Below are 24,466 nucleotides of genomic sequence, written 5' to 3'. Positions count from 1 at the left end.
GCCAGCATCCTCGTCCGAACATTGCCGGGGCAACCATGACAATCGTCACGCCGAAATTCGGGATGGGCGCGTCAGTCTTGCGCGTCGAGGATCAGGCTTTCATCACCGGACGTGGCCGTTACACCGACGACATTGCCGTACCCGGCATGCTGCACGGCCATGTGCTGCGCTCTCCGGTTGCGAAGGCCTCGATGAAGGTGACCTCGGTCGAGGCAGCGAAGGCCGCTCGTGGCGTACATCTGGTGCTGACGGGCGCCGATGTCAAAGGTCTTGGCGATCTCAAGTCCGGCATGATGCAGCAGCAGCCCGACGGCTCCCAGGCGCCGACGCGCGACATACCGATCCTGTGCCGCGACCGGGTGAACTATGTCGGCGATGCCGTGGCCTTCGTGGTGGCGGACAGCCGTGCGCAGGCGCAGGACGCCGCCGAACTGATCGAGGTCGACTATGACAGCGAGGAAGCTGCCGGCAGCACCGCGACCGCGCTCGATCCCGAATCGCCGCTGGTGTGGCCCGAACTGGGCACGAACCGCGCCTTCCTCTACGAGCTTGGCGATGCTGTGAAAACGGAAGCCGCTTTCGAGCGGGCCGAACGAATTACCCGTATCGACTTCGTCAACAATCGCCTCGTTTGCAACTACATGGAGCCTCGCTCGGCCATCGGTGAGTGGCACGCTGACGAAGGCCGTTTCCAGCTCACGACCGGCTCGCAGGGCGTGCATTCCATGCGCTCGATCCTGGCCAGGCAGGTGTTTGGAATACAGCCGGAGAAGCTGCGCGTCGTGACGCCGGATGTCGGCGGCGGCTTCGGCCCGAAAAGTTTCGTCTATCGCGAGCATGCACTGGTGCTGGAGGCGGCGCGGCGTCTCGGGCGGCCGGTCAAATGGGCAGGCGACCGGACGGAGCATTTTTTGACTGATGCGCAGGGGCGCGACCATGTCGTCACCGCCGAAATGGCCATGGATCGCGATGGACGTTTCCTGGGCCTGCGCATCCGCATCACCGCCAATCTTGGTGCCTATTGTTCGCAATATGGGCCGTTCGTGCCCTACATTGGCGCTACCATGTCGACCGGCGCCTACGATATCGACGCGCTCGACGCGGCTGTCACGGGCGTCTACACCAACACCTGCCCGGTGGATGCCTATCGCGGGGCCGGGCGACCCGAAGCCGCTTTCCTTATTGAAAAACTGGTCGATGCCTGTGCACACGACCTTGGCCTGGCTCCTGACGAAATCCGCCGCGGCAACTTCATCAAACCGGAGCAGTTCCCGTACCGGACCCCGACCGGCCGGCTCTATGATGTCGGCGAATTCGCCGGGCACATGGAACTCGCAATGGAACGAGCGAACTGGTCGGATTTTCCGGCGCGCCTTGCCGGCTCCAAGGCGGATGGGAAAATCCGCGGCATCGGCATGGCAACCTACATCGAAGCCTGCGCTTTCGCAGGATCGGAGCCGGCCCATGTCGAGCTCAATGGCGACGGCACGGTCACGCTTCTGATCGGCACTCAGTCCAACGGGCAGGGCCACGCCACCGCCTATGCGCAGTTCGTGGCCGAAAAGCTCGGCATGGACATCGCGCAGGTGAAGGTGGTGCAGGGCGACACCGATCGCCTCGCGCGCGGTGGGGGCACCGGCGGTTCCCGCTCGATACCGCTTGGCGGGGTTTCCGCTGCCCGTGCTGGCGAGGCGCTGGCCGAGAAGATCGCCAGGATTGCCGCCGATGAGCTCGAGGCCTCGGCTGCGGATATCGAGCTGATCGACGGCACGGCGCGTATCGTCGGCACCGACCGCTCGATCGGCTTTGCCGATATCGCTAAGGCCGCCAAGCGCCCGGAGGACCTCAAGGGCTCGGGCGAGTTTACACAGCATGAGGCGACTTATCCCAATGGGACACATATCTGCGAGGTTGAGATCGACCCCGAGACCGGAAACACCGAGATCGTCGCCTACACCATCGTCGACGATTTCGGGGTCACGGTGAACCCGCTGCTGCTCGCCGGCCAGGTTCACGGCGGGGTGGTGCAGGGCATCGGCCAGGCTTTGAGCGAAAACGCCGTCTATAGCGAAGATGGCCAGTTGCTGACCGCCAGCTTCATGGACTATGCCATGCCGCGCGCGGACAATTTTCCGTGGCTGCATTTCGAGACCCGCAACGTGCCATCGACCACAAATGCACTCGGCATCAAGGGTGCCGGCGAAGCCGGTGCCATCGGCTCGACACCTGCGACGCTCAATGCCGTCACCGATGCGCTTTTCCGTGCCTATGGGGTGCGGCATATCGAGATGCCGGCGACGCCGTCGCGCATATGGGCAACCATCCAGGACGCCGTGGCAGCAAAGTGAATAAATCCGAGAGTTCGCGGGTCAATCGGCCGCTCACTGGCATTGCCTTCAAGGTCGTGTCGGTAACCGTATTCGTTGCCATGTCGTCGCTGATCAAGGCGGCAGGCCCGTTGCCGGCGGGTCAGATCGTTTTCTTCCGCTCATTCTTCGCGATGCTGCCGATCCTGGCTTACCTGGCCTTTCGCAAGGAGTTGAGCACGGCTTTTCACACGAAGCGGCCGCTCAACCACGTCGCCCGCGGCATGGTGGGCGTAACCGCCATGGGCCTCGGCTTCTTCGCGCTAACTCGATTGCCTTTGCCTGAAGCGATCACGCTCAACTACGCGCAGCCGCTTCTGGTGGTCGTGTTCAGCTCCATAATCCTTGGCGAGACGATCCGCTTCTATCGTTGGAGCGCGGTCGTTGTTGGCCTGATCGGCGTCTGCATCATTTCATGGCCGAAGCTCACCTTGTTTGGTGGCAATGCTGGCTTGGGCAACGACGAAATGCTTGGCGTTATCGCTGCGATCGTCGGTGCGGCCGTGTCCGCGCTCGCGATGATCGTCGTGCGCAGCCTCGTTCACACGGAGCGTACCGGGACGATCGTCCTGTGGTTTTCGCTGACCTCGACGGTCCTGGCGCTGTTTAGTTACCCGTTTGGCTGGACTGCGCTGACTTTCCAGCAAACAGCCCTGCTTATCATCGCCGGTTGCTGCGGAGGGCTTGGCCAGCTCCTGATGACCGAAGCCTACCGCTATGCGGAAGCTTCTACGGTCGCGCCGTTCGAATACACCTCGATGATCTTCGGCCTTGCCGTGGGCTACTACCTTTTCGGCGACGTGCCGACGATCCACATGCTGGTGGGAGGGCTCATCGTCGTCGGAGCAGGCATCTTCATTATCTGGCGCGAACGGCAATTGGGGCTGGAGCGCAGGGCAGTCCGGCAGGTTGCGCCGTCGCAAGCCTGAGGGGATAGGCCCCAAGCCTCGGTTCAGTTTGCGAGCCTCACGACGGCTTCCGAGCAGCGCCACGTTCTGCCGCCATGCGCTGCAAAGCGGCCGCCGTCTCTTGGTCTGCGGGGAAGAATGACTCGATCGCCAGTTCCGAAAGCGTCACGTCGAGCGGCGTTCCGAACACCGTAATCGTGCTGATGAAGGAAAGGATCTCCTTTCCCATCCTGAGCCGCAGCGGATGCGCTATCGCCGCGATCTCCCGGTGAGTGGCGCGGCTCGTTGGTGCTCCGGTTGGATAGGTCGACAATTCGCGTTCCAGGTTCGCCAGCACGGGGTCGCCGGACGCGTCGATCTGGCGTTTGAGGCGCTCAATCAGATGCGTCCGCCATTCGTGAAGGTTGACGATGCGCGGCGCCAGCCCCCTTGGGTGCAGGCTGAGCCGCAGGACGTTGATCGGCGGCGCAAGCAGCGAGACGTTGGCGACTTCCTCGATGAGCGGGCCGATTGCGGCATTGCCGGCAACGAGGTTCCAATGCCGGTCGACGGCTATGGAAGGAAACGGCTCGTGCCCCATGAGCACCATTTCCACCGCCGCCATGGCCGGGGCGAGCGAAGCATCGTCGAGTTTCTTCTCGCTGAAAGTCGGCGCATAGCCCGCCGCGAGCAGGATCTGGTTGCGCTGGCGAAGCGGTATATCGAGCTGATCGGCCAGATGCAGCACCATATCCCGCGAAGGCGCGGCGCGGCCGCTTTCGACGAAGCTCAGATGGCGCTGCGATATCTCGGCCTCAGCGGCGAGATCGAGCTGGCTCAAGCGGCGGCGCATGCGCCATTCGCGGATAAGGGTGCCGGCGGAAGATTGCTGCGTGCTCATGAAGCCGACGTTAGGGGATCGGCCTCCCAAATTCTATTACCTGCCAAGTAATCGCCAGCAGAAGCGTGCGGCGTCAGGTTTCGGCCAACTTGGAACGAAAGCCGAGGAACACTGAAACCCGACAGGAGAATTCCCATGACCGTCACCACATCGCCATTCATCCGCAATGCCCTGCTTCTCGATGCGGTCGCCAGCGGCGCGACCGGATTGCTCGCGATCGCCGGCGCGTCGTTTCTTTCGCCGTTGCTGAACCTGCCGGCGCCCTTGCTGTTCTGGGCCGGCATCGTGCTGGTGCCGTTCGTGGCGCTTCTGCTCATAACGGCACGACGCCGGAGCGTGAGGCGCATGGTGCTCATCGACATCATCGCCATCAACGCGCTCTGGGTGGCGGCGAGCTTCGGCTTGCTGGCCTCCGGCCTCGTGGCGCCAAACGCGCTCGGCATCGCCTTCATCTGCGTGCAGGCGATTGCGGTTGCCCTGTTTGCCGAGCTTCAGTTCATCGGCATGCGCCGCGCAACCGCTCTTGTTGTCTAGCCAAGCTCGCCGAGCTTTGCCTTGATCTCGAGGAAATCCCGCCATGCAAGTTTCTTGTGGGCGGGATTTCGCAAGAGATAGGCCGGATGAAGCGTCGGCATTGCCGGCACTACGGTTCCCGACTTCATCTGATGCGCGCGCCAGTTGCCGCGCAGGCGCAAAATGCCATCGGTCGTATCGAGCAGCAGCTTGGCCGAAGGCCCACCCAGCGTTACCAGAACCTTGGGATTGGCAAGCTCGATCTGGCGCTCGATGAACGGCCGGCAGATTTCGGTCTCATGCGGCGTCGGCGTGCGATTGCCCGGCGGGCGCCAGGGAATGACATTGGCAATGTAGGCGGAGTTCCGGTCGAGACCGATTGCCGCCAGCATGCGGTCCAGCAATTGGCCCGAACGACCAACAAAGGGCAGCCCCTCCAGATCCTCGTCGCGGCCCGGCGCCTCGCCCACCAGCATCACGTCGGCAGTGGGGTTGCCGTCGGAGAACACCAGGTTTTTGGCCGTGAATTTCAGATTGCAGCCGTCGAAGGCCGCCATATGCGCGCGAAGCTCTTCGAGCGTGCCGGCACGCGAGGCTATCTCGCGCGCGAGCGCGGCCTGCGCCTCGTCTGGCACCGCAGCCGGCGTTGCCGGACGGGCAGGGGGCGCGGCACGGTCGAGCATGGACGTACGCGCCTGTTCGGCCGGGGCAGATGCCTGGCCGTCGAATGAGCGGGCTCTGGCGGGCGCCTTGGCCGATTGCGCAGACACGGCCGCCTCCGCGAACCGGTCGATCGGCTCTTCGACCAGCGCGTCATAGGCGCCGGACTCGGCATAGAAAGCGAGCAGCTCACGAAGGTCCGGCTGCTCATGTCTGGCGATGGAGGTCATAACCCTACATTCTTCCGGGCGCGCGGCGATTTCAAGTCAGGTCGACGGAATGCGCGGGTCTTGCACCAGATAAAATATGCTGGTCGGCGTGTAGTCGGTTACCAGGAAGCCGAAGGAGCCGGGCTTTCGCGGATCGATCTTGCCTTCGCGGAAGAGCAGCCGGTCATAGGGCTCGAAGTCGCAATCGAATTTCTCGAAGCTGTCGGACCCGATGGCTTTCGCGTCACTGCGTTGCTGGTCGAATGAAAGCCCGTCGCCGAACACGCTTGGCTGGTGCAGGATTTCCTGAAGCTCGAATTCGAACTCCACCCAGGCGAGTTCGCTGGCATTGAGAACCTCCAGGCGCAGATAGACGAAGCCGTTGGCATAGTTCCCCGAAAAGTCGAATGCGCGTACCGGCTTTGTCGCGCGAATGACCAATGTCACCGGACTTGCCGAATAAAGCTCCTCGCCGATGACGATGGGATCGGCCTTGGTGCCTGTTCCGCCTACCGATCGAATGCGAAAGCCACCCAATTCATCGGAAAAGGAATAGGCACCGGCCGGCCAGGAGCCCTCATCCGAGATTGCATCTTCCGCGTGTGCGGGCAGGGAGAATGAGCGGGCTGCGAGCAAAACAAACAGAAACAGCGCAGCCCAACGGCGCGCCGCGACAAAATGCGTCACTCCCGACCACCTAGGCTCGACCTGCCGCATGCTGGGAGTATGGCCGAGAATGGATCGAAGCAAAATCCACGAATTTGGCGGATAGCGGCCACGATCAGGTGCCATCGTCGCCACATTTAATTGACGCTTACGTCAACGCTGATTAGCTTGTTCCAGCATGGATGATATGGTGTTGCAAACTCCGCAATATGCCAGTTGCGCGGTTTCGCGTCGCTTTCGGATGCGCTATGGGAGCTTGGACCCAGCAGGATGCCTGACGGGGCCAAGCCAGTGCGGAGGAACTGATGAGTGAGATTGAACGCGAAAGCATGGAATTCGACGTGGTTATCGTCGGTGCGGGGCCCGCTGGCCTGGCCGCCGCGATACGCCTAAAACAGGTCAATCCAGAGCTTTCCGTCGTCGTGCTGGAAAAGGGCGCCGAAGTGGGCGCTCACATCCTCTCCGGTGCCGTCGTCGATCCCATCGGCATCGACAAGCTCCTGCCGGACTGGCGCGAAGAGGCTGACCATCCGTTCAAGACGCCGGTCACCGACGACCATTTCCTCGTGCTCGGGCCTGCCGGCTCGGTGCGCCTGCCGAACGTCCTGATGCCGCCGCTGATGAACAATCACGGCAACTACATCGTCTCGCTCGGCAATGTCTGCCGCTGGCTGGCCGGACATGCCGAAGCGCTGGGCGTCGAGATCTATCCGGGCTTTGCCGCAGTCGACCTGATCTACAACGACGAAGGCGCTGTCACAGGCGTTGTGACTGGCGACATGGGCATCGAGCGCGATGGCTCGCATGGCCCGAACTACGCGCCCGGCATGGCTCTGCTCGGCAAATATGTGCTGATCGGCGAGGGCGCGCGCGGCTCGCTCGCCAAGAAGCTGATCGCCAAATACAAGCTGGACGAAGGCCGCGAGCCGGGCAAGTTCGGCATCGGCCTCAAGGAACTGTGGCAGGTCGCGCCGGAGAAGCACAAGCCGGGTCTGGTCCAGCATTCCTTTGGCTGGCCGCTCGACATGAAGACCGGCGGCGGTTCGTTCCTCTACCACCTCGAGGACAATCTGGTGGCCGTCGGCTTCGTCGTTCACCTCAACTACAAGAACCCCTATCTGTCGCCTTTCGAGGAATTCCAGCGCTTCAAGACGCATCCGGCGATCCGCGGCACGTTCGAGGGCGGCAAGCGCATCTCCTACGGCGCCCGCGCCATCACCGAAGGCGGCTGGCAGTCGGTGCCGAAGCTGACCTTCCCGGGCGGCGCGCTGATGGGTTGCTCGGCTGGTTTCGTCAACGTTCCGCGCATCAAGGGTTCGCACAACGCGGTGCTCTCCGGCATGCAGGCCGCCGAGCATGTCGCCAAGGCAATTGTGGCAGGCCGCAGCCATGACGAGATCGTCGAATATGAGAACGAATGGCGCTCCACCGCCATCGGAAAGGACCTCAAGAAGGTCCGGAACGTGAAGCCGCTATGGTCAAAGTTGGGTACTTTGGCGGGCGTTGGCCTCGGCGGGCTGGACATGTGGACGAACACGCTTTTCGGCTTCTCGCTCTTCGGCACTTTGAAGCACGGCAAGACCGATGCCGCCTCGCTGGAGCCCGCAGCCAAGCACAAGAAAATCGCCTATCCCAAGCCTGACGGCGTGCTGACTTTCGACCGGCTTTCCTCCGTGTTCCTGTCCAACACGAACCACGAGGAAAACCAGCCAATTCATTTGCAGGTCAAGGACTTGGGCCTGCAGAAGCGGTCGGAGCACGACGTGTTCGCAGGGCCGTCGAGCCGCTACTGCCCGGCGGGCGTGTACGAGTGGGTCGAGGAAGGCGGAGACGCCAAGTTTGTGATCAACGCGCAGAACTGCGTGCACTGCAAAACTTGCGACATCAAGGACCCGAACCAGAACATCAACTGGGTACCGCCGCAAGGGGGTGAGGGGCCGGTCTACCCCAACATGTAGAGCCTCATAATTAAGCAAGTGTTGAAATAAGATCCATCCTGTGCTTGTTTGCGGGTCCCCCCTAGTTGGAGTACCCCCCAAATGCGTACAGTTGGAATAACCTTAATTGCACTTGTCTGTGGCTTTGCCGGCGTTGCCAACGCCGACAGCAAGGTCGTGGTCAAAACCACAACCTATCCCGTTACCGGTAACAGCGGGCGCGAGATCATGAGATCGATGTTTTCCGGCGGGCCCACGCAGGGCCTGCAGGCTCGGGCCATGGCTGCGACGCGCTACGACGTGAAGTGGGACATGGATTGGGACAAGAATGGCGGCACCTGCCGGCTGAAGGGCGCACGCGCGACCCTGTTCCTGACCTACAACTTCCCCAAGCTGGCGAGCAGAGTTTCGCCTGATCTGCAGTCGCGCTGGACGAAGTTCATGGCCGGCGTTCGTACCCATGAGCAGCACCACGGTCAGCTTGCACAGGATATGGTCAAGGCCGCAGAGTCGTCGGTTGTCGGCATGACGAATGCCAACGATCCCGGCTGCACGAGGACGCAGAACGAAGCTCGTCGCCACATTTCGTCGATCTATGCCCAGTACGAAGCCCGTCAGCGCGCATTCGACGCCAAGGAGCATCAGCGTGGCGGCAATGTCGACGCGCTCGTCGCTGGGCTGGTGAACAGAGGCTAACACAATCCGTTCTGGCGGCATCGGTTCCGGTGCTGCCAGGATATATGTTCGACCGGCGTCATCGTAGTCAGCTGCTTCCGTAGCCAGCTGCGTTGGGGGATCGCCGGACGAAGGTGGCGGTCGCAGTTTCCGCGTTTTCTTCGTGCCTGGGGGACGATGGCATGAGCGAAAACTCGACCAACACCGGCAAGTGGTCTGAACCGGCCTCGCCTAAAGTGCGGGCCGTGTTCACCACGACGCTTCCCTTGTGCATCAGCTGATCGATCGGCAGGCCGCTGAATCGCAGGAATTCGGGAAGCTTGATCCACTGCCAGGTCGGGCCGACAGATGGCACCAGCGCCAGGCCGCCCATTTGGCCTACATGCGCCACGGCGGCACTCCACGGAGTGGCGTTGAAGTCGCCTGCAAGCAGGGCTGTCTCGCCGACTTCGGAAAGCGGACGGGCCAACATCAAAATTTGCCGATGCTGGTCGAATGGCCAGGGCCATCCGAGATGCAGGGCCGCGATATCGACCGGCCGCCCGCCGAAATCGATCGGCGCAATCACGAAAGAGCTTCGGTCGTAGCACCTGGCTTCCTGCCCCTCCACGAAGGGCCGGGCAGACAGGATCGCGACACCGTATTCCCCGTGCGGACTTGGGCAGATGATGCGGTAGGGATAGGCTGAGGAAAGCAGAGCCAGCTTCTCAACCCACATTTCCGAAGTTTCTTCCAGCGTCACCACGTCCGGCCGGATCTGGCCAATGAGCGACAGCACCTTGTTGGGCTCGGGATTGTTGTAGCGCAGGTTAAGCTGCAGAAGCTTGTATACAGGCTGGTTGTCATCCTTCGGCGCAAAACCAGCATGAACGACTGCTGGCCCGAGACTCTGCATGGTGCCCGAGACGCTGACCACGGCGCCGCCGGCCAGGACAAGCGCCACCACGCCTTCTTTCCGGAACCGGCCGAAAAGCATCGGCAGGGCCGCGAGCGCCAGCAAGACCGCCAGATGAATGCGGAAATGCGCGAAGGAGTCGAAAGCCGGGTGCAGCCTGCTGAAAAAGCCGAGCACCAGCGGTACCGAAAGAACGATTGAAGCGGAAAAGGCCGCCAGTTCAAGTTTGTCGCGGAATGCCGTTGTCTTCATGCCCGTCCATATCGACAAGAAGTTGGCTCATTCAAGAGGCCCTATGGCCGTAGGCCGCCTGCCTTGAACGACAGGCGGCCCGTAGTGCAATCAAACGCTGCGTGGTCCTCCCCGAGGGCACAGATCTTTTACTGGAACGCGGTTTCCGAGAAGCTGCGCAGCTTGCGCGAATGCAGGCGCTCCATCGGCATTTCGGCAAGCTTCTCCACTGCACGGATACCGATGTTCAGATGCTGGGCGACCTGCCGCTTGTAGAACTCCGTTGCCATGCCAGGCAGCTTCAATTCGCCATGCAGCGGCTTGTCTGACACGCATAGAAGCGTCCCGTAGGGCACGCGGAAGCGGAAACCGTTGGCCGCGATGGTGGCCGACTCCATGTCGAGCGCAATGGCGCGCGACTGCGACAGGCGCTGCACCGGGCCGCGCTGGTCGCGCAGTTCCCAGTTGCGGTTGTCGATCGTTGCGACGGTGCCCGTGCGCATGATGCGCTTGAGGTCGTAGCCGGAAAGTCCGGTCACCTCAGCCACCGCTTCCTGGAGGGCAACCTGGATTTCGGCGAGCGGCGGGATGGGGATCCAGACCGGCAGATCGTCATCCAGCACGTGGTCTTCGCGCACATAGGCATGCGCCAGCACGTAGTCGCCAAGCGCCTGCGTGTTGCGCAAGCCCGCGCAGTGGCCGAGCATCAGCCAGGCATGCGGTCGCAACACAGCGACGTGGTCGGTGATCGTCTTGGCGTTGGATGGCCCGACGCCGATATTGATCATGGTGATGCCGGCGTGGCCCGGCTTCTTGAGGTGATAGGCCGGCATCTGCGGCATGCGCCCCAGCGGGGTACCTTCGGAAGGCCGCGTCTCGCCCGCTTTGGTCACCACATTTCCCGGCTCGACGAAGGCCTCATAGCCCTCGCCGCCCTTGGCCATGAGGTCGCGGGCGTAGAGGCAGAACTCGTCGATGTAGAACTGGTAGTTCGTGAACAGAACGAAGTTCTGGAAATGATGTGGCGTGGTCGCCGTGTAGTGCGACAGGCGGTGCAGCGAATAGTCGATGCGCTGGGCGGTAAATGGCGCCAGCGGCTTCGGCTCGCCCGGCAGCACCTCAAGCGTGCCGTTGACGATATGGTCGTCGGTGCTGTTGAGGTCCGGTACGTCAAACAGGTCGCGGATCGGACGCTTGATGTATTCGGCGATGGATCCGTCGACATGGGTGCCTTCGAGGAAGGCGAAGTGGATCGGGATCGGCGTGGTGGACTCTGCGATCGTGACCTGGACGCCGTGGTTGCGCATGATCAGGCGTAGCTGCTCGGTCAGGTAGCTCTCGAACAGATCGGGGCGTGTAATGGTCGTCGCATAGCGTCCCGGCAGCGGCATGTGGCCGTAGGCCTGCCTGGAGTCGACCTGCGTGTAGGATGAAGTCGTCACCCTGATCTCGGGGTAGAAGGCCCGGTAACGTCTCTGGGTGTCGCCCTGTTGGGCAAGCGATGCGAATGCGTTGCGCAGGAAGGCGGTATTGCGCTCGTAGAGGAGTTTCAGAGCGGCGACTGCCTCGCCGGCGTCTGTAAAGCTTTGCTGCCCGAAGGGCTCAGGGCAGGAGATCGTCTCAATGGGGGTTGGGTAGATTCTCTTTTCCATGACCCAATATAGAGACTTGCTATCGCTCTTGGGAGGGGGCTCGCCAAGACTTGGGCGCTTTTTCTACTAGGTGCCCGAAGTGCGCTGTAGACTGAGCAGCAGGACAAAGCCTGCGCCGGAATTCTTTTGCGCAGGCGCTTCGATCGTCGGCCCGGCGGAGCCGCGCACGGCCGGCACGGCGAAAACGGGAGCGGCAAGCAGGGCCAGAATGAGCGCTGCCCGGGGCAAAAGCCGAAGAATTGCAGCGGCCTTCTTCATGGTCGTAGCTTTTTTCATCAGAATGGTCGGGTTCAGAGGCGGTTGGAGGGGCTGCATGTCAGCCCGAACTCGTAAGAGCAGGTCCGGACCATTCCATACTCGCGGGAGCGGCTTGAACGCTCCACCTGGGCAACGAGCATTGAAAAGAACATCCCGAACAGGGCCGTCAACAAACAGACGATTGTGAACCGACGAGCGAGCATTGATGGCGTCTCCTTCAATGCCATGAAGAATGCCCGCGCTCAGCTGAATGGCCTCTGAGAGGCCCGTTCATCCTCGGTTCAATTTTATTAATCACAGCACGCAAGTTGTGTGCTTGTGTTTACGTAGGGTCTGCCTATCTGCTGAATGCGACCCAAATGTGGAGATGCCAGTATGATAATTCAGACCCAGCCGATCGAACTCTATTATTGGCCTACACCGAATGGCTGGAAAATCTCCATTATGCTCGAGGAACTCGGCGTTCCCTATACGGTCAAATACGTCAACATCGGCCGCGGTGAGCAGTTCGAACCTTCCTTCCTGAAGATATCGCCGAACAACCGCATGCCGGCCATCATCGATCCAGAAGGCCCCGGCGGCGAGCCGATCTCGGTTTTCGAGTCCGGTGCCATCCTGCAGTATCTCGGCCGCAAGTTCGGCAAGTTCTATCCGGCCGACGAGCGCCAGCGCGTCGAGGTCGAGGAGTGGCTGTTCTGGCAGGTGGGCGGGCTTGGCCCGATGGCCGGGCAGGCCAACCATTTCCGCGTCTATGCCCCTGAGCAGGTGCCCTATGGGATCGAGCGCTACACCAATGAGGTCAACCGGCTCTATGGCGTGATGAACAAGCGCCTGGCTGACCGCGAGTTCCTTGCAGGCGAGTACTCCATCGCCGACATCGCCTCCATCGGCTGGACGATGGGCTACGAGCGCCAGGGCCAGGACATGAACGACTTCCCCAACCTCAAGCGCTGGTTCGAGACGATGAAGGCACGGCCCGCCGTACGGCGCGGCGTCGAAGTCGGCAAGGACGAGCGCGAGCGGCAGAACCTCGCCACCGACAAGGAGGCCCAGAAGATCCTGTTTGGCCAGCGGGCGCGCGCCTGACGCCTATCCTGTAAGCGAAATGGCCCGCGAGCGCATGCTCCGCGGGCCATTTTTGCGTTCAGCTGCAGCTGAATTTCAGAGCTTCGTCCAGTTCTGGCCCTTGCAGATCAGGCCGCCCAGCACGCAGCCGCTCATTTTCATCGCGTTGCCGTTCAGCGTGGCCTTGCCCTTGTAGGTCTTGTCGTCGGCCGGATCCGTGATCGAGCCGGCATAGTTGCCGTCTCCGCTGGCTGTCATCTTGCCGATCTGCTTGCCCGCGTATTTGCCGGTCTTCAGCGTGATGCAGAACCCGCCGCCGCAATCGCCGATTGCCGCGGTTTCTCCGCTCTGTGTCTTCCAGTTCCCCTCGATGGGGTCTGCATAAGCGGCGCCGAGCATCAGCATGGTCGCGGCGACAGCCAGGCTTACCTTACGAAACATTAGTGTCCTCCCTCAGGTGTCGCGGCCGGACCGACGTTCTCCTCCTGTTCGGCCGCTGACGTAAACGTTAGCTAGTGCAGTTGGCGGAGGAACAAAAGCGGTGCCGCAACGTAAGGGTGAGCTGTTTTTGCAGGGCGTGAGGTCGGTCGCGGCGGAAGTTCTTGACGCAGGAAGGAGCTATTGCCGCTTTTCGTGGTTAGGAAAGGGTTTCGTTCGAGGGCGAAGATTTTCATCGAATTTTCCCAAAACCCCAGGCGGCGCCTGCATCTCTATCCTTAATAAATTCAGACGTTTACTTCTTGTTTGAACTTTGTTTGCCTGCAGTTAAGCAAGCCATTTAACGGCGAATTCAAGCCTCAGGTTCATCCTTCGAAGCATCGGAAGAGCAGCCCAAGACGACAAAGAGAGGCGCTCTCCAGCAACGGACAGGGACCTTCGAGATGGCACGTTTTGAAATGTTTGAAGGCGGCTTCGGCGCGATGGGAACCACCGCACAAGCCGACGTTCTTTTCGAGCTTGGCATGATGTACGCAACTGGCCGCGACTGCGAAGTCGATGTTGTGGCCGCTCATAAATGGCTGAATATCGCCGCTATCAAGGGCTCGGCCCGCGCTGCCGACCTGCGCTCGGAACTCTCGGCCTCGATGTCGAAGCCGCAGATCGCACAGGCCCTGCGCGAGGCGCGCGAATGGATGACGATGCACTGAGTGCATCGACCCGAAATTGAAATACCAGGCTCAGGCAAAGAAAAAACGCCGAGCCTCACCAACAGAACGCGGCAGCTTGGAGGCGGGCCAGCCGCGCATGTCAAAGCGACGACAGAGCATCGATTGGCCGGGGATGTCCGCGATGCGATCGACGACGAAGGCCGCGACGGCACGATGCCGGCGCGGCCTTCGTCGTTTACCGGTTCCATCAGAGGTTGTTGCATCCTCCCCGCTGCGAATGTTATTCCCGCCAACGCCTAGGATAAATGAGGGCGGCGTTCGGCCACGAGCCGACATCGGAGGACATCTACGTGATCAAGAAATCGCTTATGGGAGCCGCGCTCGTCGGCTTCGTATTGGCAGCGCAGGCAGCGCGCGCCGACGACGACATCACCATTGCCGTTGCGGGGCCGATGACTGGCCAGCTCGCAACCATCGGTGACCAGTTCAAGCAGGGCGCGGAAGCTGCGGTCAAGGCCATCAACGCGAAGGGCGGCGTCATGGGTCGCCAGCTCAAGCTGTCGATCGAAGACGACGTCTGCGATCCCAAGCAGGCCGTGTCGGTTGCCAACCGCATCGTCGCCAACGGCATCAAGTTCATCGACGGCCATGCCTGCTCCGGCTCGAGCATCCCGGCCTCGGCCGTCTACGCCGAAAGCGGCGTGCTGATGATGAGCCCTGCCTCGTCGAACCCGATCATGACGGATGACGCAGCCGCCAAGGGCTGGCCGACCATCATGCGTCTCTACACGCGCGACGACGCGCAGGGCGCGTTCATCGGCCCGTGGATCGCCAAGAAGTATGCCGGCAAGAATGTCGTCATCCTGCACGACAAGAGCGCCTACGGCCAGGGCGTCGCCGACGCAGTGCGCAAGACGATGAACGAAAACGGCCTGAAGGAAGTTCTCTACGAAGGCCTCAACGCCGGCGAGAAGGACTATTCCGCGCTCGTCACCAAGCTGAAGGGCCTCAAGGCCGACGTCGTCTATTTCGGCGGCTATCACCCCGAAGCCGGCCTGATGCTGCGTCAGTCGGACGAGCAGGGCTTCAAGTACCAGCTGATCATGCCGGACTCGATCGCCTCTCCGGAATTCTGGCAGATCGCCGGCCCGGCTGGCGAAGGCACGATGTTCGTGTTCCCGTCCGACCCGCAGGCCAAGCCTGAGGCGAAGGAAGCCGTTGAGAACATCAAGTCGGGCGGCTTCGTGCCGGAAGGCTTCACCCTGTTCTCCTACTCCGTCATCCAGGCCTTCGCGCAGGGCATTGAGCGAGCCGGCACCGACGATCCGATGAAGGTCGCTGAAGTCCTGAAGAACGGCGAGCCGATCCACACCGTGGTTGGCGACGTGATCTTCGACGAAAAGGGCGACTTCAAGAACGCCGCCTACGACATCAACCAGTGGCACGACGGTAAGTACGCGCCGATCGCGCAGTAATATCGATCTCGCTTCTGGCGAGTTGACACGATGGCCGGGCTTGTCCCGGCCATTTTCGTTTTAAAGGCTGAACCTTTGTCTGAAGGCGCCGCTCAGGCGCTGACCTCTTCCACAAATCTCACCAGTACGGTGCCGTCGGTCACCTGCGCGCCCTCGAGAGCGATGTCGGCGATGATGCCGTCATGCTGTGCGGCGATGGTGTGTTCCATCTTCATCGCCTCCAGGATCAGCAAGGGCTGACCCTTCTTGACCGCGTCGCCCTGGGCTGCGCGCACCAGCTTGACCAGGCCCGGCATCGGCGCCCGCATGCTGCCAGCGCCCGCCTCGGCTTCGGCAGCGCTCGCGAAAGGATCGGGGACCGTGAATGTATAGGCTATGCCGGCGGCGAAGACCGCGACATGGCCCGGCCAGGCGACGGTGCCTGCAAGATCTGCCTGGGTGAGGGCGACTGACGGGAATCCTTCGAGACGTACCGCGTAACGCCCGTTGCCCTCAGCCGCTACGCTCGCCTTCAGTTCTTTCGCGCCGCGATGAAGCGAAACCTGGCGTTCGATCGGATGAAAATGGCTGTAGCCGGTAAGCGACGCCCAGGGATCGTCGGACGAGACGCTATTCATCCCGGAAGCCGCCAGTGCGGCCCGAGCAACAATGGTAGCGTCTGGCTGCGGCGTCTCCGTCAACGCCACCTGCTTGCGACCGATCAGTCCGGTGTCGACATCGCCTGCGGCAAAGTCGGCGTCCTGCGCCAGCGCGGCAAGGAAACCGATATTGGTGACTGAGCCGGCGATTTCGGTGTTCTTCAACGCTGTCGCCAGCGCGTGGAGAGCCGGATGCCGGTCCTCGGCATGGACCACCAGCTTGGCGATCATCGGATCGTAATAGGGTGAGATGGCATCGCCCTGCCGCACGCCGGTTTCGATACGCATCGCCGAACCGGCTGGCGCTTGGGCTGGAAAGCTCAGGTGATGCAGGGTGCCGATGGCCGGCAGGAAATCGCGCTGAGGGTCTTCGGCATAGATGCGGGCCTCGAAGGCGTGGCCGGAAAGCGCGATCTCTTCCTGGCTCTTCGGCAGCTTTTCGCCGGCCGCCACGCGCAGTTGCCATTCCACAAGGTCGACGCCGGTGATCATCTCGGTCACCGGGTGCTCCACCTGCAGGCGGGTGTTCATTTCCATGAACCAGAAGCGGTCGGGCCTGAGCCCATCCGAGGCGTCGACGATGAACTCGATGGTGCCGGCACCGGAATAGGAGATCGCCTTGGCTGCCTTCACAGCCGCGTCGGTCATGGCCTTGCGCATCCCTGCCGTCATGCCGGGGGCAGGGGCCTCCTCGATGACCTTCTGATGCCGCCGTTGAGCCGAGCAATCGCGCTCGAACAGGTGGACGGCATTACCGAAATTGTCGCCAAAAACCTGCACCTCGATATGGCGCGGCTTTTCTACATACTTTTCCACTAGCACGCGGTCGTCGCCGAATGCGGCCTTGGCCTCGCGCCGCGCACCCGAGAGAGCATCCGGAAAATCGTCCGGATGCTCCACCCTGCGCATGCCCTTGCCGCCACCGCCCGCGCGCGCCTTGATCAGAACCGGATAGCCGATCTCGCGCGCCTTGGAGGCAAGCACGACGATGTCCTGCGCTTCGCCATGATAGCCCGGCACCACCGGCACGCCGGCATTTTCCATCAGGCGCTTGGCGGCATCCTTCAGGCCCATGGCGCGGATCGAGGCGGCAGACGGGCCAATGAACACCAGCCCGGCCGCAACGACCTGATCGACGAAGTCGGGATTCTCCGACAGGAACCCGTAGCCGGGGTGGATCGCCTCGGCTCCGGTTGCCTTTGCCGCCTCGATGATCCTGTCGCCGCGCAGATAGCTTTCGCCCACCGGCGAGGCGCCGATATGCACCGCCTCATCGGCCATCGCCACATGGAGCGCATTCGCATCGGCATCGGAGTAGACAGCGACCGTGCGAACGCCCATACGCCGCGCGGTGCGAATGACGCGAACGGCAATCTCACCGCGGTTGGCGATCAGGATTTTCGAGAACATTCATCCTCCATTTGATACTCTCGGCGCGGTGCCGGTTACTTGCGGCTGCCGACCAGCGCGAACAGAGCGCCTTGCGGGTCCGTGGCCTGGAGCACCCAGGAGCCGCCCGGGACCTCCATCGGCCCCATCACGACCTTCCCGTTGTTCTTGGCGATACGTTCGGCGGCCTCATCGATGTCGCCGACGTTGAAATAGTAGAGCCAGTAGGGCGACGGGATTTGTGGCGGCTTGGTCATCATGCCGCCGATGGCGTCGCCGCCTGCAGCAAATAGCTGGTAGGTGCCCATCGGCCCCATATCGACCGCATCACCTTTGGACCAGTGAAACTGCTTCGAATAGAAATCGAAGGCGCTCTTCCATTCCGCGGCCATGAGTTCATGCCAGCCGATATGGCCGGGGGCCATGGGTGCAGCGGGCGCCCCCCCTTCGCCCTTCGGCGTGAACAGCATGAATACCGCGCCCTGCGGGTCGGCGACGACCGAGAAGCGGCCGACTTCGGGGATGTCGGCCGGTGCCCGAAACACCTTGCCGCCATCTTTCCGGACACTCTCCGTCGCGGCATCGACATCGGCAGCATAGATGTAGCCTACCCAGGCCGGATTCATGCCCGCCGCCTCGTCGGGGATCGCCATAAGGCCCGCAACGCTCGCGTCGCCGGCCTTCAGGATGACGTAGTGCATTTCGTCTCCGCCACCCCACTGTTCGGACTTCCACCCCACGACAGTCTTGTAGAAGTTCTCAGCTGAATCGACATCGCTGGTCATCAGCTCGTACCAGACGAATTTGCTTGGATTTGCAGGCATGTCAGGCTCCCTTCGTCATTGCGTTGAGTTCCTAGCTGCGGTTGCCCCCGGCGTGCGCTGTAGGTGACCCCTACATTCTGAATACGCCGAACTTAGTGTCCTCGATCGGCGCGTTAAGTGCAGCCGAAAGGCTGAGTGCGAGCACGTCGCGGGTCCTTGCTGGATCGATGATACCATCGTCCCACAGCCGTGCCGAGGAATAGAGCGGGTGGCCCTCGCGCTCGTATTTTTCGAGGATCGGCGCGCGGAACGCGGCCTCTTCCTCGGTGCTCCAGGTGCCGCCCTTGCGCTCGATGCCTTCGCGCTTGACCATGGCAAGCACGGTCGCCGCCTGCTCGCCGCCCATGACCGAGATGCGCGCATTCGGCCACATCCAGAGGAAGCGGGGCGAATAGGCGCGTCCGCACATGCCGTAGTTGCCCGCCCCGAAGGAGCCGCCGACGATGACGGTGAGCTTCGGCACCTGGGCGGTCGCCACTGCGGTGACAAGCTTGGCGCCATCCTTGGCAATGCCGCCGGCTTCGTATTTCGCCCCCACCATGAAGCCGGTGATGTTCTGCAGGAAGATCAGCGGGATCTTGCGCTGGCAGCACAGCTCGATAAAATGCGCGCCCTTCAGCGCGCTTTCGGAAAACAGCACGCCGTTGTTGCCGAGTATGCCCACCGGCATGCCATGGAGATGGGCAAAGCCGGTAACCAGCGTCGTGCCGTAGTTCTGCTTGAACTCGTCGAACTCGGAGCCGTCGACGATGCGGGCGATGATCTCGCGCACGTCGTATGGCTTGCGTGTGTCGGTCGGCACGACGCCGTAGATTTCATCCGGCGCGTAAAGCGGCGGAATCGGTTTCTTCAGATCGAGCCCTATCGCCTTCTTTCGATTCAAGTTTCTGACGATCTGGCGGGTGATGGCGAGCGCGTGTGCGTCATCCATCGCATAGTGATCGGCAACGCCCGAAAGCCGCGTGTGCACGTCCGCGCCGCCAAGTTCCTCAGCTGTCACGTCCTCGCCGGTGGCCGCCTTCACCAGCGGCGGACCGCCGAGGAAGATGGTCGCCTGGTTGCGAACCATGATCGTCTCGTCCGACATAGCCGGCACATAGGCGCCGCCTGCCGTGCAGGAGCCCATGACGCAGGCGATCTGCGGAATGCCGGCCGCCGACATGTTGGCCTGATTGTAGAAGATGCGGCCGAAATGCTCGCGGTCGGGGAAAACCTCGTCTTGGTTGGGCAGATTCGCGCCGCCGGAATCGACCAGATAGACGCAGGGCAGGTCGTTCTGCATGGCGATTTCCTGCGCCCGCAGATGCTTCTTCACCGTCACCGGATAGTAGGTGCCGCCCTTCACAGTGGCGTCGTTCACCACCACCATCACCTCGCGGCCCTCGACGCGGCCGATGCCGGCGATCATGCCGGCAGAAGATATGTCGCTGCCATACATGTTCCAGGCTGCGAACTGGCCGATCTCTAGAAAGGGCGAGCCGGCATCGAGAAGCTGGGCCAGACGCTGGCGTGGCAGAAGCTTGCCGCGCGAGGTATGGCGCTTGCGCGCTTCCTCCGAACCGCCGCGCTCGACGGTTGCGGCCTTGTCGGCCATGTCGGCCACCAGCGCCCGCATATGCTCGGCATTGGCCTTGAAGGTGTCGGAGGCGGTCGAAAGCTGGGACTGGATGACAGGCATTTAAACGCTTTCCCCCATGATCTCGCGGCCGATCAGCCAGCGGCGGATTTCGCTGGTGCCGGCGCCGATCTCGTAGAGCTTGGCGTCGCGCAGCAGTCGTCCGGTCGGATAGTCGTTGATGTAGCCGTTGCCGCCAAGAAGCTGGATCGCATCCAGCGACATCTGCGTGGCGTTTTCCGCGGCATAGAGAATGCAGCCGGCGGCGTCCTTGCGGGTGGTCTGGCCGCGATCACAGGCCGAAGCCACGGCGTAGACATAGGCGCGGCTGGCATTCATCGTCGCATACATGTCGGCAAGCTTGCCCTGCACGAGCTGGAAATCGCCGATGGCCTGCCCGAACTGACGCCGGGTTTGCACGTAAGGCACGGCCACATCCAGGCATGCCGACATGATGCCTAGTGGGCCGCCGGCCAGAACGGTTCGTTCATAGTCCAGCCCCGACATCAGCACCTCGACGCCGCGTCCCTCCTCTCCAAGGACGTTATCGAACGGCACCTCGACATCCTCGAAAACGAGCTCGCCTGTGTTGGAGCCGCGCATACCGAGTTTGTCCAGCTTCTGCGCCACGGAGAAGCCCTTCATGCTCTTCTCGATGATGAAAGCGGTAATGCCGCGCGAGCCCATTGTGGGTTCGGTCTTGGCGTAGACGACCAATGTATCGGCATCAGGGCCGTTTGTGATCCACATCTTGTTGCCGTTTAGCACGAAGCGGTCATTGCGCTTGTCTGCCCTCAGGCGCATCGACACGACATCTGAACCAGAACCCGGCTCCGACATGGCCAGCGCCCCGACCATTCCGCCCGAGCAGAGCGCCGGCAGGTATTTTTCCTTCTGCGCGGGCGTCCCCCAGCGGTTGATCTGGTTGACGCAGAGATTGGAATGGGCGCCGTAGGAAAGGCCGACCGAGGCAGACGCACGCGAAATCTCCTCCATCGCCACCACATGCGCCAGATAGCCCATGCCGCTGCCGCCAAAATCCGGATCGGCCGTTATGCCGAGCAGCCCCAGCGCGCCAAGCTCGGCCCACAGATGCGCGGGAAACTGGTTGGAGCGGTCGATTTCGGCGGCAAGGGGCGCGATCTTCTCCTGCGAGAAACGGCGCACCATGTCGCGCAGCGCGTCGATGTCTTCGCCATGCCCGAAATCAAGCGTGTGCGTGTACATGTTGCACCTCCCTGGGCATTTCGGCGCCGGTCAGGCGCATAGTCATTGCAAGATAGGTTTCAGCGACTTCCTCGACGGACAGCCGCTCGTCGGGACGAAACCAGACGATCACCCCGGTGATCATCTGGATAATGGCGATGGCCGTCAGGCCGATGTCGTCGATCACCAACAGGCCGGCCTCGGCGCCGTCGCGCAGGATCTGCCGCAGCTCCTTTTCATAGGATGTTCGCAGCCGCAGGATCTGGGTCAGATTATCGCGCGAAAGGCTGCGCAACTCCATGTTGGAGACGTGGGTCGAGTGCCGTCTTTCGACGTGAAACCGGATGTGGTTGCGCACAAAGGCGGCAAGGCGCGCACGTGGATCGGCGTCCGCCGGGCGGGCCGCATCCCATGCGGCGAGCAGACCTTCCATGTGCTCGCGCATCAGTGTGAAAAGCAGGTCTTCCTTAGTGGGAAAGTACCGGTAGAGGGCAGCCGCCTGCACGCCCACTTCGGCGGCGAGCTGACGCATCGAAACGGCTTCGTAGCCATAGCGCGCGATGAGGTTGATCGCCGCCTCGCGGATTGCCGCCTCCGTCCTGCCGCCGTCAGATCCCGTGGTGCGTGCCATGGTCTCTCCTCATATGCGGAGAATAAAACGAACGTTCAATTAATTCAAGAGGAGTCCGCGTGGCTAGAACCTCTGTCGTTGCTAGCTTGACACGCCTCGGATTATGTAACATTCATAGTTACATGAAACGAGATAGCAGACTTTCAGCAGTCCTCCACGCCCTGTTGCACATGGCTGAGCGAGGGCAGCCAATGACATCCGAAGAGCTTGCGGGCTGCATGATGACCAATCCCGTCGTCGTGCGGCGCACCATGGCCGGGCTGCGTGAGGCCGGGTTTGTGCGCTCCGCCAAAGGCCATGGCGGCGGCTGGGAGATCGCTTGCGATCTATCGGCGGTGACGCTGAAGGACATCTATGACGCGCTCGGCGCGCCTCAACTGATGGCCATGGGCATTCATCTGGAAAGCCCCTCATGCCTGGTCGAGCAGACCGTAAATCGCTCGCTCACCACGGCCTTTGCCGAGGCCGAGGCCTTGCTGATCGATCGGCTCAAAACGGTTAGCCTTGCCCAGTTGGCTGATGATTTTCGCGAACATGTAGCTGCGCGTAAGCGCAATCTTGAAAGGGAATTGTGATGTTCGATGCAATCATCGTCGGCGGCAGCTATGCCGGGCTGTCCGCCGCACTTCAACTCGCCCGCGCGCGTCGCAAGATTCTGGTGATCGATGCGGGCCAGCGCCGCAATCGCTTTGCGGCAACATCGCATGGCTTTCTCGGCCAGGACGGCCGCACGCCGGGCGACATCGTTGCCGACGCTCGGGCGCAACTGGCCGCATATTCGACGGTCGAATTCGTGGATGATCAGGTCGAAGCGGTCCGCAAAACGGACAAAGGCTTCTCCGCCCAGACAGTTGCGAATGGAGATTTTGATGCTCGGCGCCTCATTCTGGCGACGGGCGTTGCCGATGAACTGCCGGATGTGCCCGGCCTGCGCGAACGCTGGGGCAAGAGCATCTTTCATTGCCCTTATTGCCATGGGTACGAGCTGGATCAGGGACCGATCGGCGTTCTCGCGGTCTCGGACATGTCCATGCACCACGCGATGATGCTGCCCGATTGGGGCCCGACGACCCTGTTTCTCAACGGGGCCTTTGTACCGGACGCCGAACAACTTGCCCAGCTGCAGAGGCGAGGCGCGAAGATCGAGAGTGAGCCGGTCGTACAAATTTCCGGCGAGCAGGCCGATGTCGAACTGCGTGACGGTCGGGTTATCCAGCTTGCCGGGCTGTTCACCATGAGCAAGATCAGCCCCTCGAGTCCGCTGGCCGCGCAGCTAGGCTGCGCGCTGGAAGAAGGGCCGGCCGGCTCGCTCATCCAGACCAATGGGGCCAAGGAAACCACGGTTTCGGGTGTGTTTGCGTGTGGCGATGCCACGCGGAGCTTTTCCTCGGTGGCAATCTCCGTCGCTGATGGTGCCACCGCTGGCGCTGGCACACATCAGTCTCTGATCTTCCGGGACCATTGATCCCCGAAGAGGGAAGCAATCGCCTATGCTCTTGCTGCCGCGAGTGCGTGCGGCAGTTCCTGGCCGAAAATATCGATCTCGTGGTCGAGGCCGACGCTGACGCGGATGCAACGGTTCAGTACCGGAACCATCGGCTTGCGGATGAAGACCTCGCGCGCGAGCATGTTCTGCATCACCTTCATGGCAAAGTCGGCATCGCCGCCGCAATCGATGGTGACGAAATTGGTGGCCGAGGGGATGGGCGTCAGGCCGTTATCGCGTGCGATTGCCGATATGCGGTCGCGTGCCGCGGCAACCTTGGCAACCACGGTGGCGAGATAGTCCTGATCGGCCAGCGCCTCGAGGCCCGCGATCTGGGCCATGCGGCTGACGCCGTAGTGGTTGCGGATCTTCTCGACGTTCGCGATGACCTCGGCATCGGCAAAGGCATAGCCGCAGCGAATGCCCGCCAGGCCATAGGCCTTCGAGAAGGTGCGCATGCGCAGCACGTTGAGCCGATTGACGTCGACCGGCGGAAGGGCTGCCGCCGGGGCCGTCTCGCCATAGGCCTCGTCGAGGATCAGCATCGTGGTTTCCGGCAGCGCGTCCATGAAACGAATGAGTTCGTCCGTCTCCCACCAGGTGCCCATCGGATTGTCGGGGTTGGACAGGTAGACCAGCGGCGCGTTCTCGCGCTTCACCGCTTCAAGCAGCCCGTCGAGGCTTTCGCGGTCGTTCTCGTAAGGCACCGTCACCAGCCTGCCACCAACGCCCGCGACATGGAAATTGAAGGTCGGATAGGCGCCAAGCGAGGTGACCACCGCATCGCCCGGCGAAACGAACATGCGTACGGCCAGGCTCAGCAGGCCGTCGATGCCTTCGCCGATCACCACATTGTCCTTGTCGATACCGAGATGGTCGGCAAGTGCGACGCGCAGATCGTAATTGTCCGGGTCGCAATACATCCACATGTCCTTGGCCACTTCCTCCATCCTGGCGATGACCCGGGGCGAGGGCCCAAAGCTGCTCTCGTTGGCTCCGATGCGAGCGCGGAAGGCACGGCCGCTGGTGCGCTGCTGCGCTTCGGGGCCGACGAACGGAACCGACGACGGCAGTGCCTCGATGATCGGGGTGAGGGGTGGACGTTTGATCATGATGTCGTTGCTCTCGAATTGATGAAGGGACGCATGCACGCGTCGTCGAAGGGCAGATAGCAAAAA

The 24,466-nt window shown here is 62.0% G+C and carries 23 protein-coding genes; 10 read left to right on the top strand and 13 right to left on the bottom strand.

All coding sequences use genetic code 11. The features are described 5' to 3' along the window. The first annotated feature begins 35 nt into the window (after positions 1-35). Both M2281_RS03120 and M2281_RS03115 read left to right on the top strand, forming a co-directional pair. Positions 36-2,348, top strand: coding sequence for a xanthine dehydrogenase family protein molybdopterin-binding subunit (locus tag M2281_RS03120; RefSeq protein WP_280819629.1), 2,313 nt, complete (start codon positions 36-38; stop codon positions 2,346-2,348). After that, entirely contained in the window at positions 2,312-3,295 is a 984-nt protein-coding gene (locus tag M2281_RS03115) for a DMT family transporter (protein ID WP_280819628.1), read from the top strand. The genes M2281_RS03120 and M2281_RS03115 overlap by 37 nt, the downstream gene beginning before the upstream one ends. Positions 3,296-3,332: 37 nt before the next feature. Here M2281_RS03115 and M2281_RS03110 read toward each other — a convergent pair whose 3' ends face one another. Beyond that, positions 3,333-4,154 (bottom strand): helix-turn-helix domain-containing protein, encoded by an 822-nt coding sequence (locus M2281_RS03110; protein WP_280819627.1) that lies wholly within the window; start codon positions 4,152-4,154, stop codon positions 3,333-3,335. 135 nt (positions 4,155-4,289) lie between these two features. Here M2281_RS03110 and M2281_RS03105 point away from each other — a divergent pair, with 135 nt between their 5' ends. Next, positions 4,290-4,688 carry a hypothetical protein gene (locus M2281_RS03105; RefSeq protein ID WP_280819626.1) on the top strand — a complete coding sequence of 133 codons (399 nt, stop codon included), beginning with the start codon at positions 4,290-4,292 and terminating at the stop codon, positions 4,686-4,688. Here M2281_RS03105 and M2281_RS03100 read toward each other — a convergent pair. Further along, the gene (locus tag M2281_RS03100) at positions 4,685-5,557 is read right to left on the bottom strand and encodes a uracil-DNA glycosylase (protein ID WP_280819625.1); all 873 of its coding nucleotides are present in this window, start codon (positions 5,555-5,557) and stop codon (positions 4,685-4,687) included. The two genes, M2281_RS03105 and M2281_RS03100, sit on opposite strands and share 4 nt — an antisense overlap. A 36-nt stretch (positions 5,558-5,593) precedes the next feature. Beyond that, positions 5,594-6,253: a hypothetical protein gene (locus M2281_RS03095; protein ID WP_425537658.1), complete on the bottom strand. Its 660-nt coding sequence runs from the start codon at positions 6,251-6,253 to the stop codon at positions 5,594-5,596. A gap of 254 nt (positions 6,254-6,507) precedes the next feature. Between M2281_RS03095 and M2281_RS03090 the strand changes: the two genes are divergently transcribed. Both M2281_RS03090 and M2281_RS03085 read left to right on the top strand, forming a co-directional pair. Continuing rightward, positions 6,508-8,160 carry an electron transfer flavoprotein-ubiquinone oxidoreductase gene (locus M2281_RS03090; RefSeq protein ID WP_280819623.1) on the top strand — a complete coding sequence of 551 codons (1,653 nt, stop codon included), beginning with the start codon at positions 6,508-6,510 and terminating at the stop codon, positions 8,158-8,160. Between the two features lie 81 nt (positions 8,161-8,241). Continuing rightward, positions 8,242-8,835 carry a DUF922 domain-containing protein gene (locus M2281_RS03085; protein ID WP_280819622.1) on the top strand — a complete coding sequence of 198 codons (594 nt, stop codon included), beginning with the start codon at positions 8,242-8,244 and terminating at the stop codon, positions 8,833-8,835. A 67-nt stretch (positions 8,836-8,902) separates the two neighbouring features. Here M2281_RS03085 and M2281_RS03080 read toward each other — a convergent pair whose 3' ends face one another. The 3 genes from M2281_RS03080 to M2281_RS03070 all read right to left on the bottom strand — a co-directional run bounded on the left by M2281_RS03080 (position 8,903) and on the right by M2281_RS03070 (position 11,868). Then, the gene (locus M2281_RS03080) at positions 8,903-9,961 is read right to left on the bottom strand and encodes an endonuclease/exonuclease/phosphatase family protein (RefSeq protein WP_280819620.1); all 1,059 of its coding nucleotides are present in this window, start codon (positions 9,959-9,961) and stop codon (positions 8,903-8,905) included. Between the two features lie 128 nt (positions 9,962-10,089). After that, complete coding sequence (locus tag M2281_RS03075) at positions 10,090-11,592, bottom strand: AMP nucleosidase (protein ID WP_280819619.1); 1,503 nt, start codon at positions 11,590-11,592, stop codon at positions 10,090-10,092. A gap of 66 nt (positions 11,593-11,658) precedes the next feature. Then, complete coding sequence (locus M2281_RS03070; protein ID WP_280819618.1) at positions 11,659-11,868, bottom strand: hypothetical protein; 210 nt, start codon at positions 11,866-11,868, stop codon at positions 11,659-11,661. Positions 11,869-12,225: 357 nt separating this feature from the next. Between M2281_RS03070 and M2281_RS03065 the strand changes: the two genes are divergently transcribed. Continuing rightward, the gene (locus tag M2281_RS03065) at positions 12,226-12,936 is read left to right on the top strand and encodes a glutathione S-transferase family protein (RefSeq protein WP_280819617.1); all 711 of its coding nucleotides are present in this window, start codon (positions 12,226-12,228) and stop codon (positions 12,934-12,936) included. A 75-nt stretch (positions 12,937-13,011) separates the two neighbouring features. On the opposite strand, the gene M2281_RS03060 is transcribed toward M2281_RS03065, so the two are convergent. Next, positions 13,012-13,356: a DUF2147 domain-containing protein gene (locus M2281_RS03060; RefSeq protein ID WP_280819616.1), complete on the bottom strand. Its 345-nt coding sequence runs from the start codon at positions 13,354-13,356 to the stop codon at positions 13,012-13,014. Between the two features lie 440 nt (positions 13,357-13,796). Here M2281_RS03060 and M2281_RS03055 point away from each other — a divergent pair, with 440 nt between their 5' ends. After that, the gene (locus M2281_RS03055) at positions 13,797-14,063 is read left to right on the top strand and encodes a sel1 repeat family protein (protein WP_106723735.1); all 267 of its coding nucleotides are present in this window, start codon (positions 13,797-13,799) and stop codon (positions 14,061-14,063) included. Between the two features lie 329 nt (positions 14,064-14,392). Beyond that, complete coding sequence (locus M2281_RS03050) at positions 14,393-15,499, top strand: branched-chain amino acid ABC transporter substrate-binding protein (protein ID WP_425537700.1); 1,107 nt, start codon at positions 14,393-14,395, stop codon at positions 15,497-15,499. Positions 15,500-15,591: 92 nt separating this feature from the next. Here M2281_RS03050 and M2281_RS03045 read toward each other — a convergent pair whose 3' ends face one another. The 5 genes from M2281_RS03045 to M2281_RS03025 form a co-directional block, all read right to left on the bottom strand. Further along, positions 15,592-17,547, bottom strand: a complete 1,956-nt coding sequence (locus M2281_RS03045) for an acetyl/propionyl/methylcrotonyl-CoA carboxylase subunit alpha (protein WP_280819614.1) — start codon at positions 17,545-17,547, stop codon at positions 15,592-15,594. Between the two features lie 35 nt (positions 17,548-17,582). Further along, positions 17,583-18,350, bottom strand: coding sequence for a VOC family protein (locus tag M2281_RS03040; protein WP_280819613.1), 768 nt, complete (start codon positions 18,348-18,350; stop codon positions 17,583-17,585). Positions 18,351-18,420: 70 nt separating this feature from the next. Then, on the bottom strand, positions 18,421-20,028 hold the full coding sequence (locus tag M2281_RS03035; protein WP_280819612.1) for a carboxyl transferase domain-containing protein: 1,608 nt from the start codon (positions 20,026-20,028) through the stop codon (positions 18,421-18,423). Continuing rightward, positions 20,029-21,192 carry an isovaleryl-CoA dehydrogenase gene (locus tag M2281_RS03030; protein ID WP_280819611.1) on the bottom strand — a complete coding sequence of 388 codons (1,164 nt, stop codon included), beginning with the start codon at positions 21,190-21,192 and terminating at the stop codon, positions 20,029-20,031. Then, a complete protein-coding gene (locus M2281_RS03025; RefSeq protein ID WP_280819610.1) occupies positions 21,173-21,802 on the bottom strand; it encodes a TetR/AcrR family transcriptional regulator in 630 nt (209 codons plus the stop codon). The genes M2281_RS03030 and M2281_RS03025 overlap by 20 nt, the downstream gene beginning before the upstream one ends. A gap of 122 nt (positions 21,803-21,924) precedes the next feature. Between M2281_RS03025 and M2281_RS03020 the strand changes: the two genes are divergently transcribed. Continuing rightward, a complete protein-coding gene (locus M2281_RS03020; protein WP_280821093.1) occupies positions 21,925-22,377 on the top strand; it encodes an Rrf2 family transcriptional regulator in 453 nt (150 codons plus the stop codon). After that, complete coding sequence (locus tag M2281_RS03015) at positions 22,374-23,267, top strand: NAD(P)/FAD-dependent oxidoreductase (protein WP_280819609.1); 894 nt, start codon at positions 22,374-22,376, stop codon at positions 23,265-23,267. Before M2281_RS03020 ends, M2281_RS03015 begins: the two co-directional genes overlap by 4 nt. Positions 23,268-23,290: 23 nt before the next feature. Here M2281_RS03015 and M2281_RS03010 read toward each other — a convergent pair whose 3' ends face one another. Next, positions 23,291-24,400 (bottom strand): pyridoxal phosphate-dependent aminotransferase, encoded by a 1,110-nt coding sequence (locus tag M2281_RS03010; protein WP_280819608.1) that lies wholly within the window; start codon positions 24,398-24,400, stop codon positions 23,291-23,293. Positions 24,401-24,466: the final 66 nt, after the last annotated feature.

It is taken from the genome of Pseudaminobacter soli (ex Li et al. 2025), assembly GCF_029892515.1.
Lineage (GTDB): Bacteria > Pseudomonadota > Alphaproteobacteria > Rhizobiales > Rhizobiaceae > Pseudaminobacter > Pseudaminobacter soli_A.
This window is presented reverse-complemented; position numbering and strand designations above follow the sequence as displayed.

What these genes read in the sequence shown, in the direction of transcription:
- M2281_RS03120 (WP_280819629.1), top strand. Translation starts at nt 36, where the DNA reads ATGACAATCGTCACGCCGAAATTCGGGATGGGCGCGTCAGTCTTGCGC.
- M2281_RS03115 (WP_280819628.1), top strand. Translation starts at nt 2,312, where the DNA reads ATGGGCAACCATCCAGGACGCCGTGGCAGCAAAGTGAATAAATCCGAG.
- M2281_RS03110 (WP_280819627.1), bottom strand. Translation starts at nt 4,154, where the DNA reads ATGAGCACGCAGCAATCTTCCGCCGGCACCCTTATCCGCGAATGGCGC.
- M2281_RS03105 (WP_280819626.1), top strand. Translation starts at nt 4,290, where the DNA reads ATGACCGTCACCACATCGCCATTCATCCGCAATGCCCTGCTTCTCGAT.
- M2281_RS03100 (WP_280819625.1), bottom strand. Translation starts at nt 5,557, where the DNA reads ATGACCTCCATCGCCAGACATGAGCAGCCGGACCTTCGTGAGCTGCTC.
- M2281_RS03095 (WP_425537658.1), bottom strand. Translation starts at nt 6,253, where the DNA reads ATGCGGCAGGTCGAGCCTAGGTGGTCGGGAGTGACGCATTTTGTCGCG.
- M2281_RS03090 (WP_280819623.1), top strand. Translation starts at nt 6,508, where the DNA reads ATGAGTGAGATTGAACGCGAAAGCATGGAATTCGACGTGGTTATCGTC.
- M2281_RS03085 (WP_280819622.1), top strand. Translation starts at nt 8,242, where the DNA reads ATGCGTACAGTTGGAATAACCTTAATTGCACTTGTCTGTGGCTTTGCC.
- M2281_RS03080 (WP_280819620.1), bottom strand. Translation starts at nt 9,961, where the DNA reads ATGAAGACAACGGCATTCCGCGACAAACTTGAACTGGCGGCCTTTTCC.
- M2281_RS03075 (WP_280819619.1), bottom strand. Translation starts at nt 11,592, where the DNA reads ATGGAAAAGAGAATCTACCCAACCCCCATTGAGACGATCTCCTGCCCT.
- M2281_RS03070 (WP_280819618.1), bottom strand. Translation starts at nt 11,868, where the DNA reads ATGAAAAAAGCTACGACCATGAAGAAGGCCGCTGCAATTCTTCGGCTT.
- M2281_RS03065 (WP_280819617.1), top strand. Translation starts at nt 12,226, where the DNA reads ATGATAATTCAGACCCAGCCGATCGAACTCTATTATTGGCCTACACCG.
- M2281_RS03060 (WP_280819616.1), bottom strand. Translation starts at nt 13,356, where the DNA reads ATGTTTCGTAAGGTAAGCCTGGCTGTCGCCGCGACCATGCTGATGCTC.
- M2281_RS03055 (WP_106723735.1), top strand. Translation starts at nt 13,797, where the DNA reads ATGGCACGTTTTGAAATGTTTGAAGGCGGCTTCGGCGCGATGGGAACC.
- M2281_RS03050 (WP_425537700.1), top strand. Translation starts at nt 14,393, where the DNA reads ATGGGAGCCGCGCTCGTCGGCTTCGTATTGGCAGCGCAGGCAGCGCGC.
- M2281_RS03045 (WP_280819614.1), bottom strand. Translation starts at nt 17,547, where the DNA reads ATGTTCTCGAAAATCCTGATCGCCAACCGCGGTGAGATTGCCGTTCGC.
- M2281_RS03040 (WP_280819613.1), bottom strand. Translation starts at nt 18,350, where the DNA reads ATGCCTGCAAATCCAAGCAAATTCGTCTGGTACGAGCTGATGACCAGC.
- M2281_RS03035 (WP_280819612.1), bottom strand. Translation starts at nt 20,028, where the DNA reads ATGCCTGTCATCCAGTCCCAGCTTTCGACCGCCTCCGACACCTTCAAG.
- M2281_RS03030 (WP_280819611.1), bottom strand. Translation starts at nt 21,192, where the DNA reads ATGTACACGCACACGCTTGATTTCGGGCATGGCGAAGACATCGACGCG.
- M2281_RS03025 (WP_280819610.1), bottom strand. Translation starts at nt 21,802, where the DNA reads ATGGCACGCACCACGGGATCTGACGGCGGCAGGACGGAGGCGGCAATC.
- M2281_RS03020 (WP_280821093.1), top strand. Translation starts at nt 21,925, where the DNA reads ATGAAACGAGATAGCAGACTTTCAGCAGTCCTCCACGCCCTGTTGCAC.
- M2281_RS03010 (WP_280819608.1), bottom strand. Translation starts at nt 24,400, where the DNA reads ATGATCAAACGTCCACCCCTCACCCCGATCATCGAGGCACTGCCGTCG.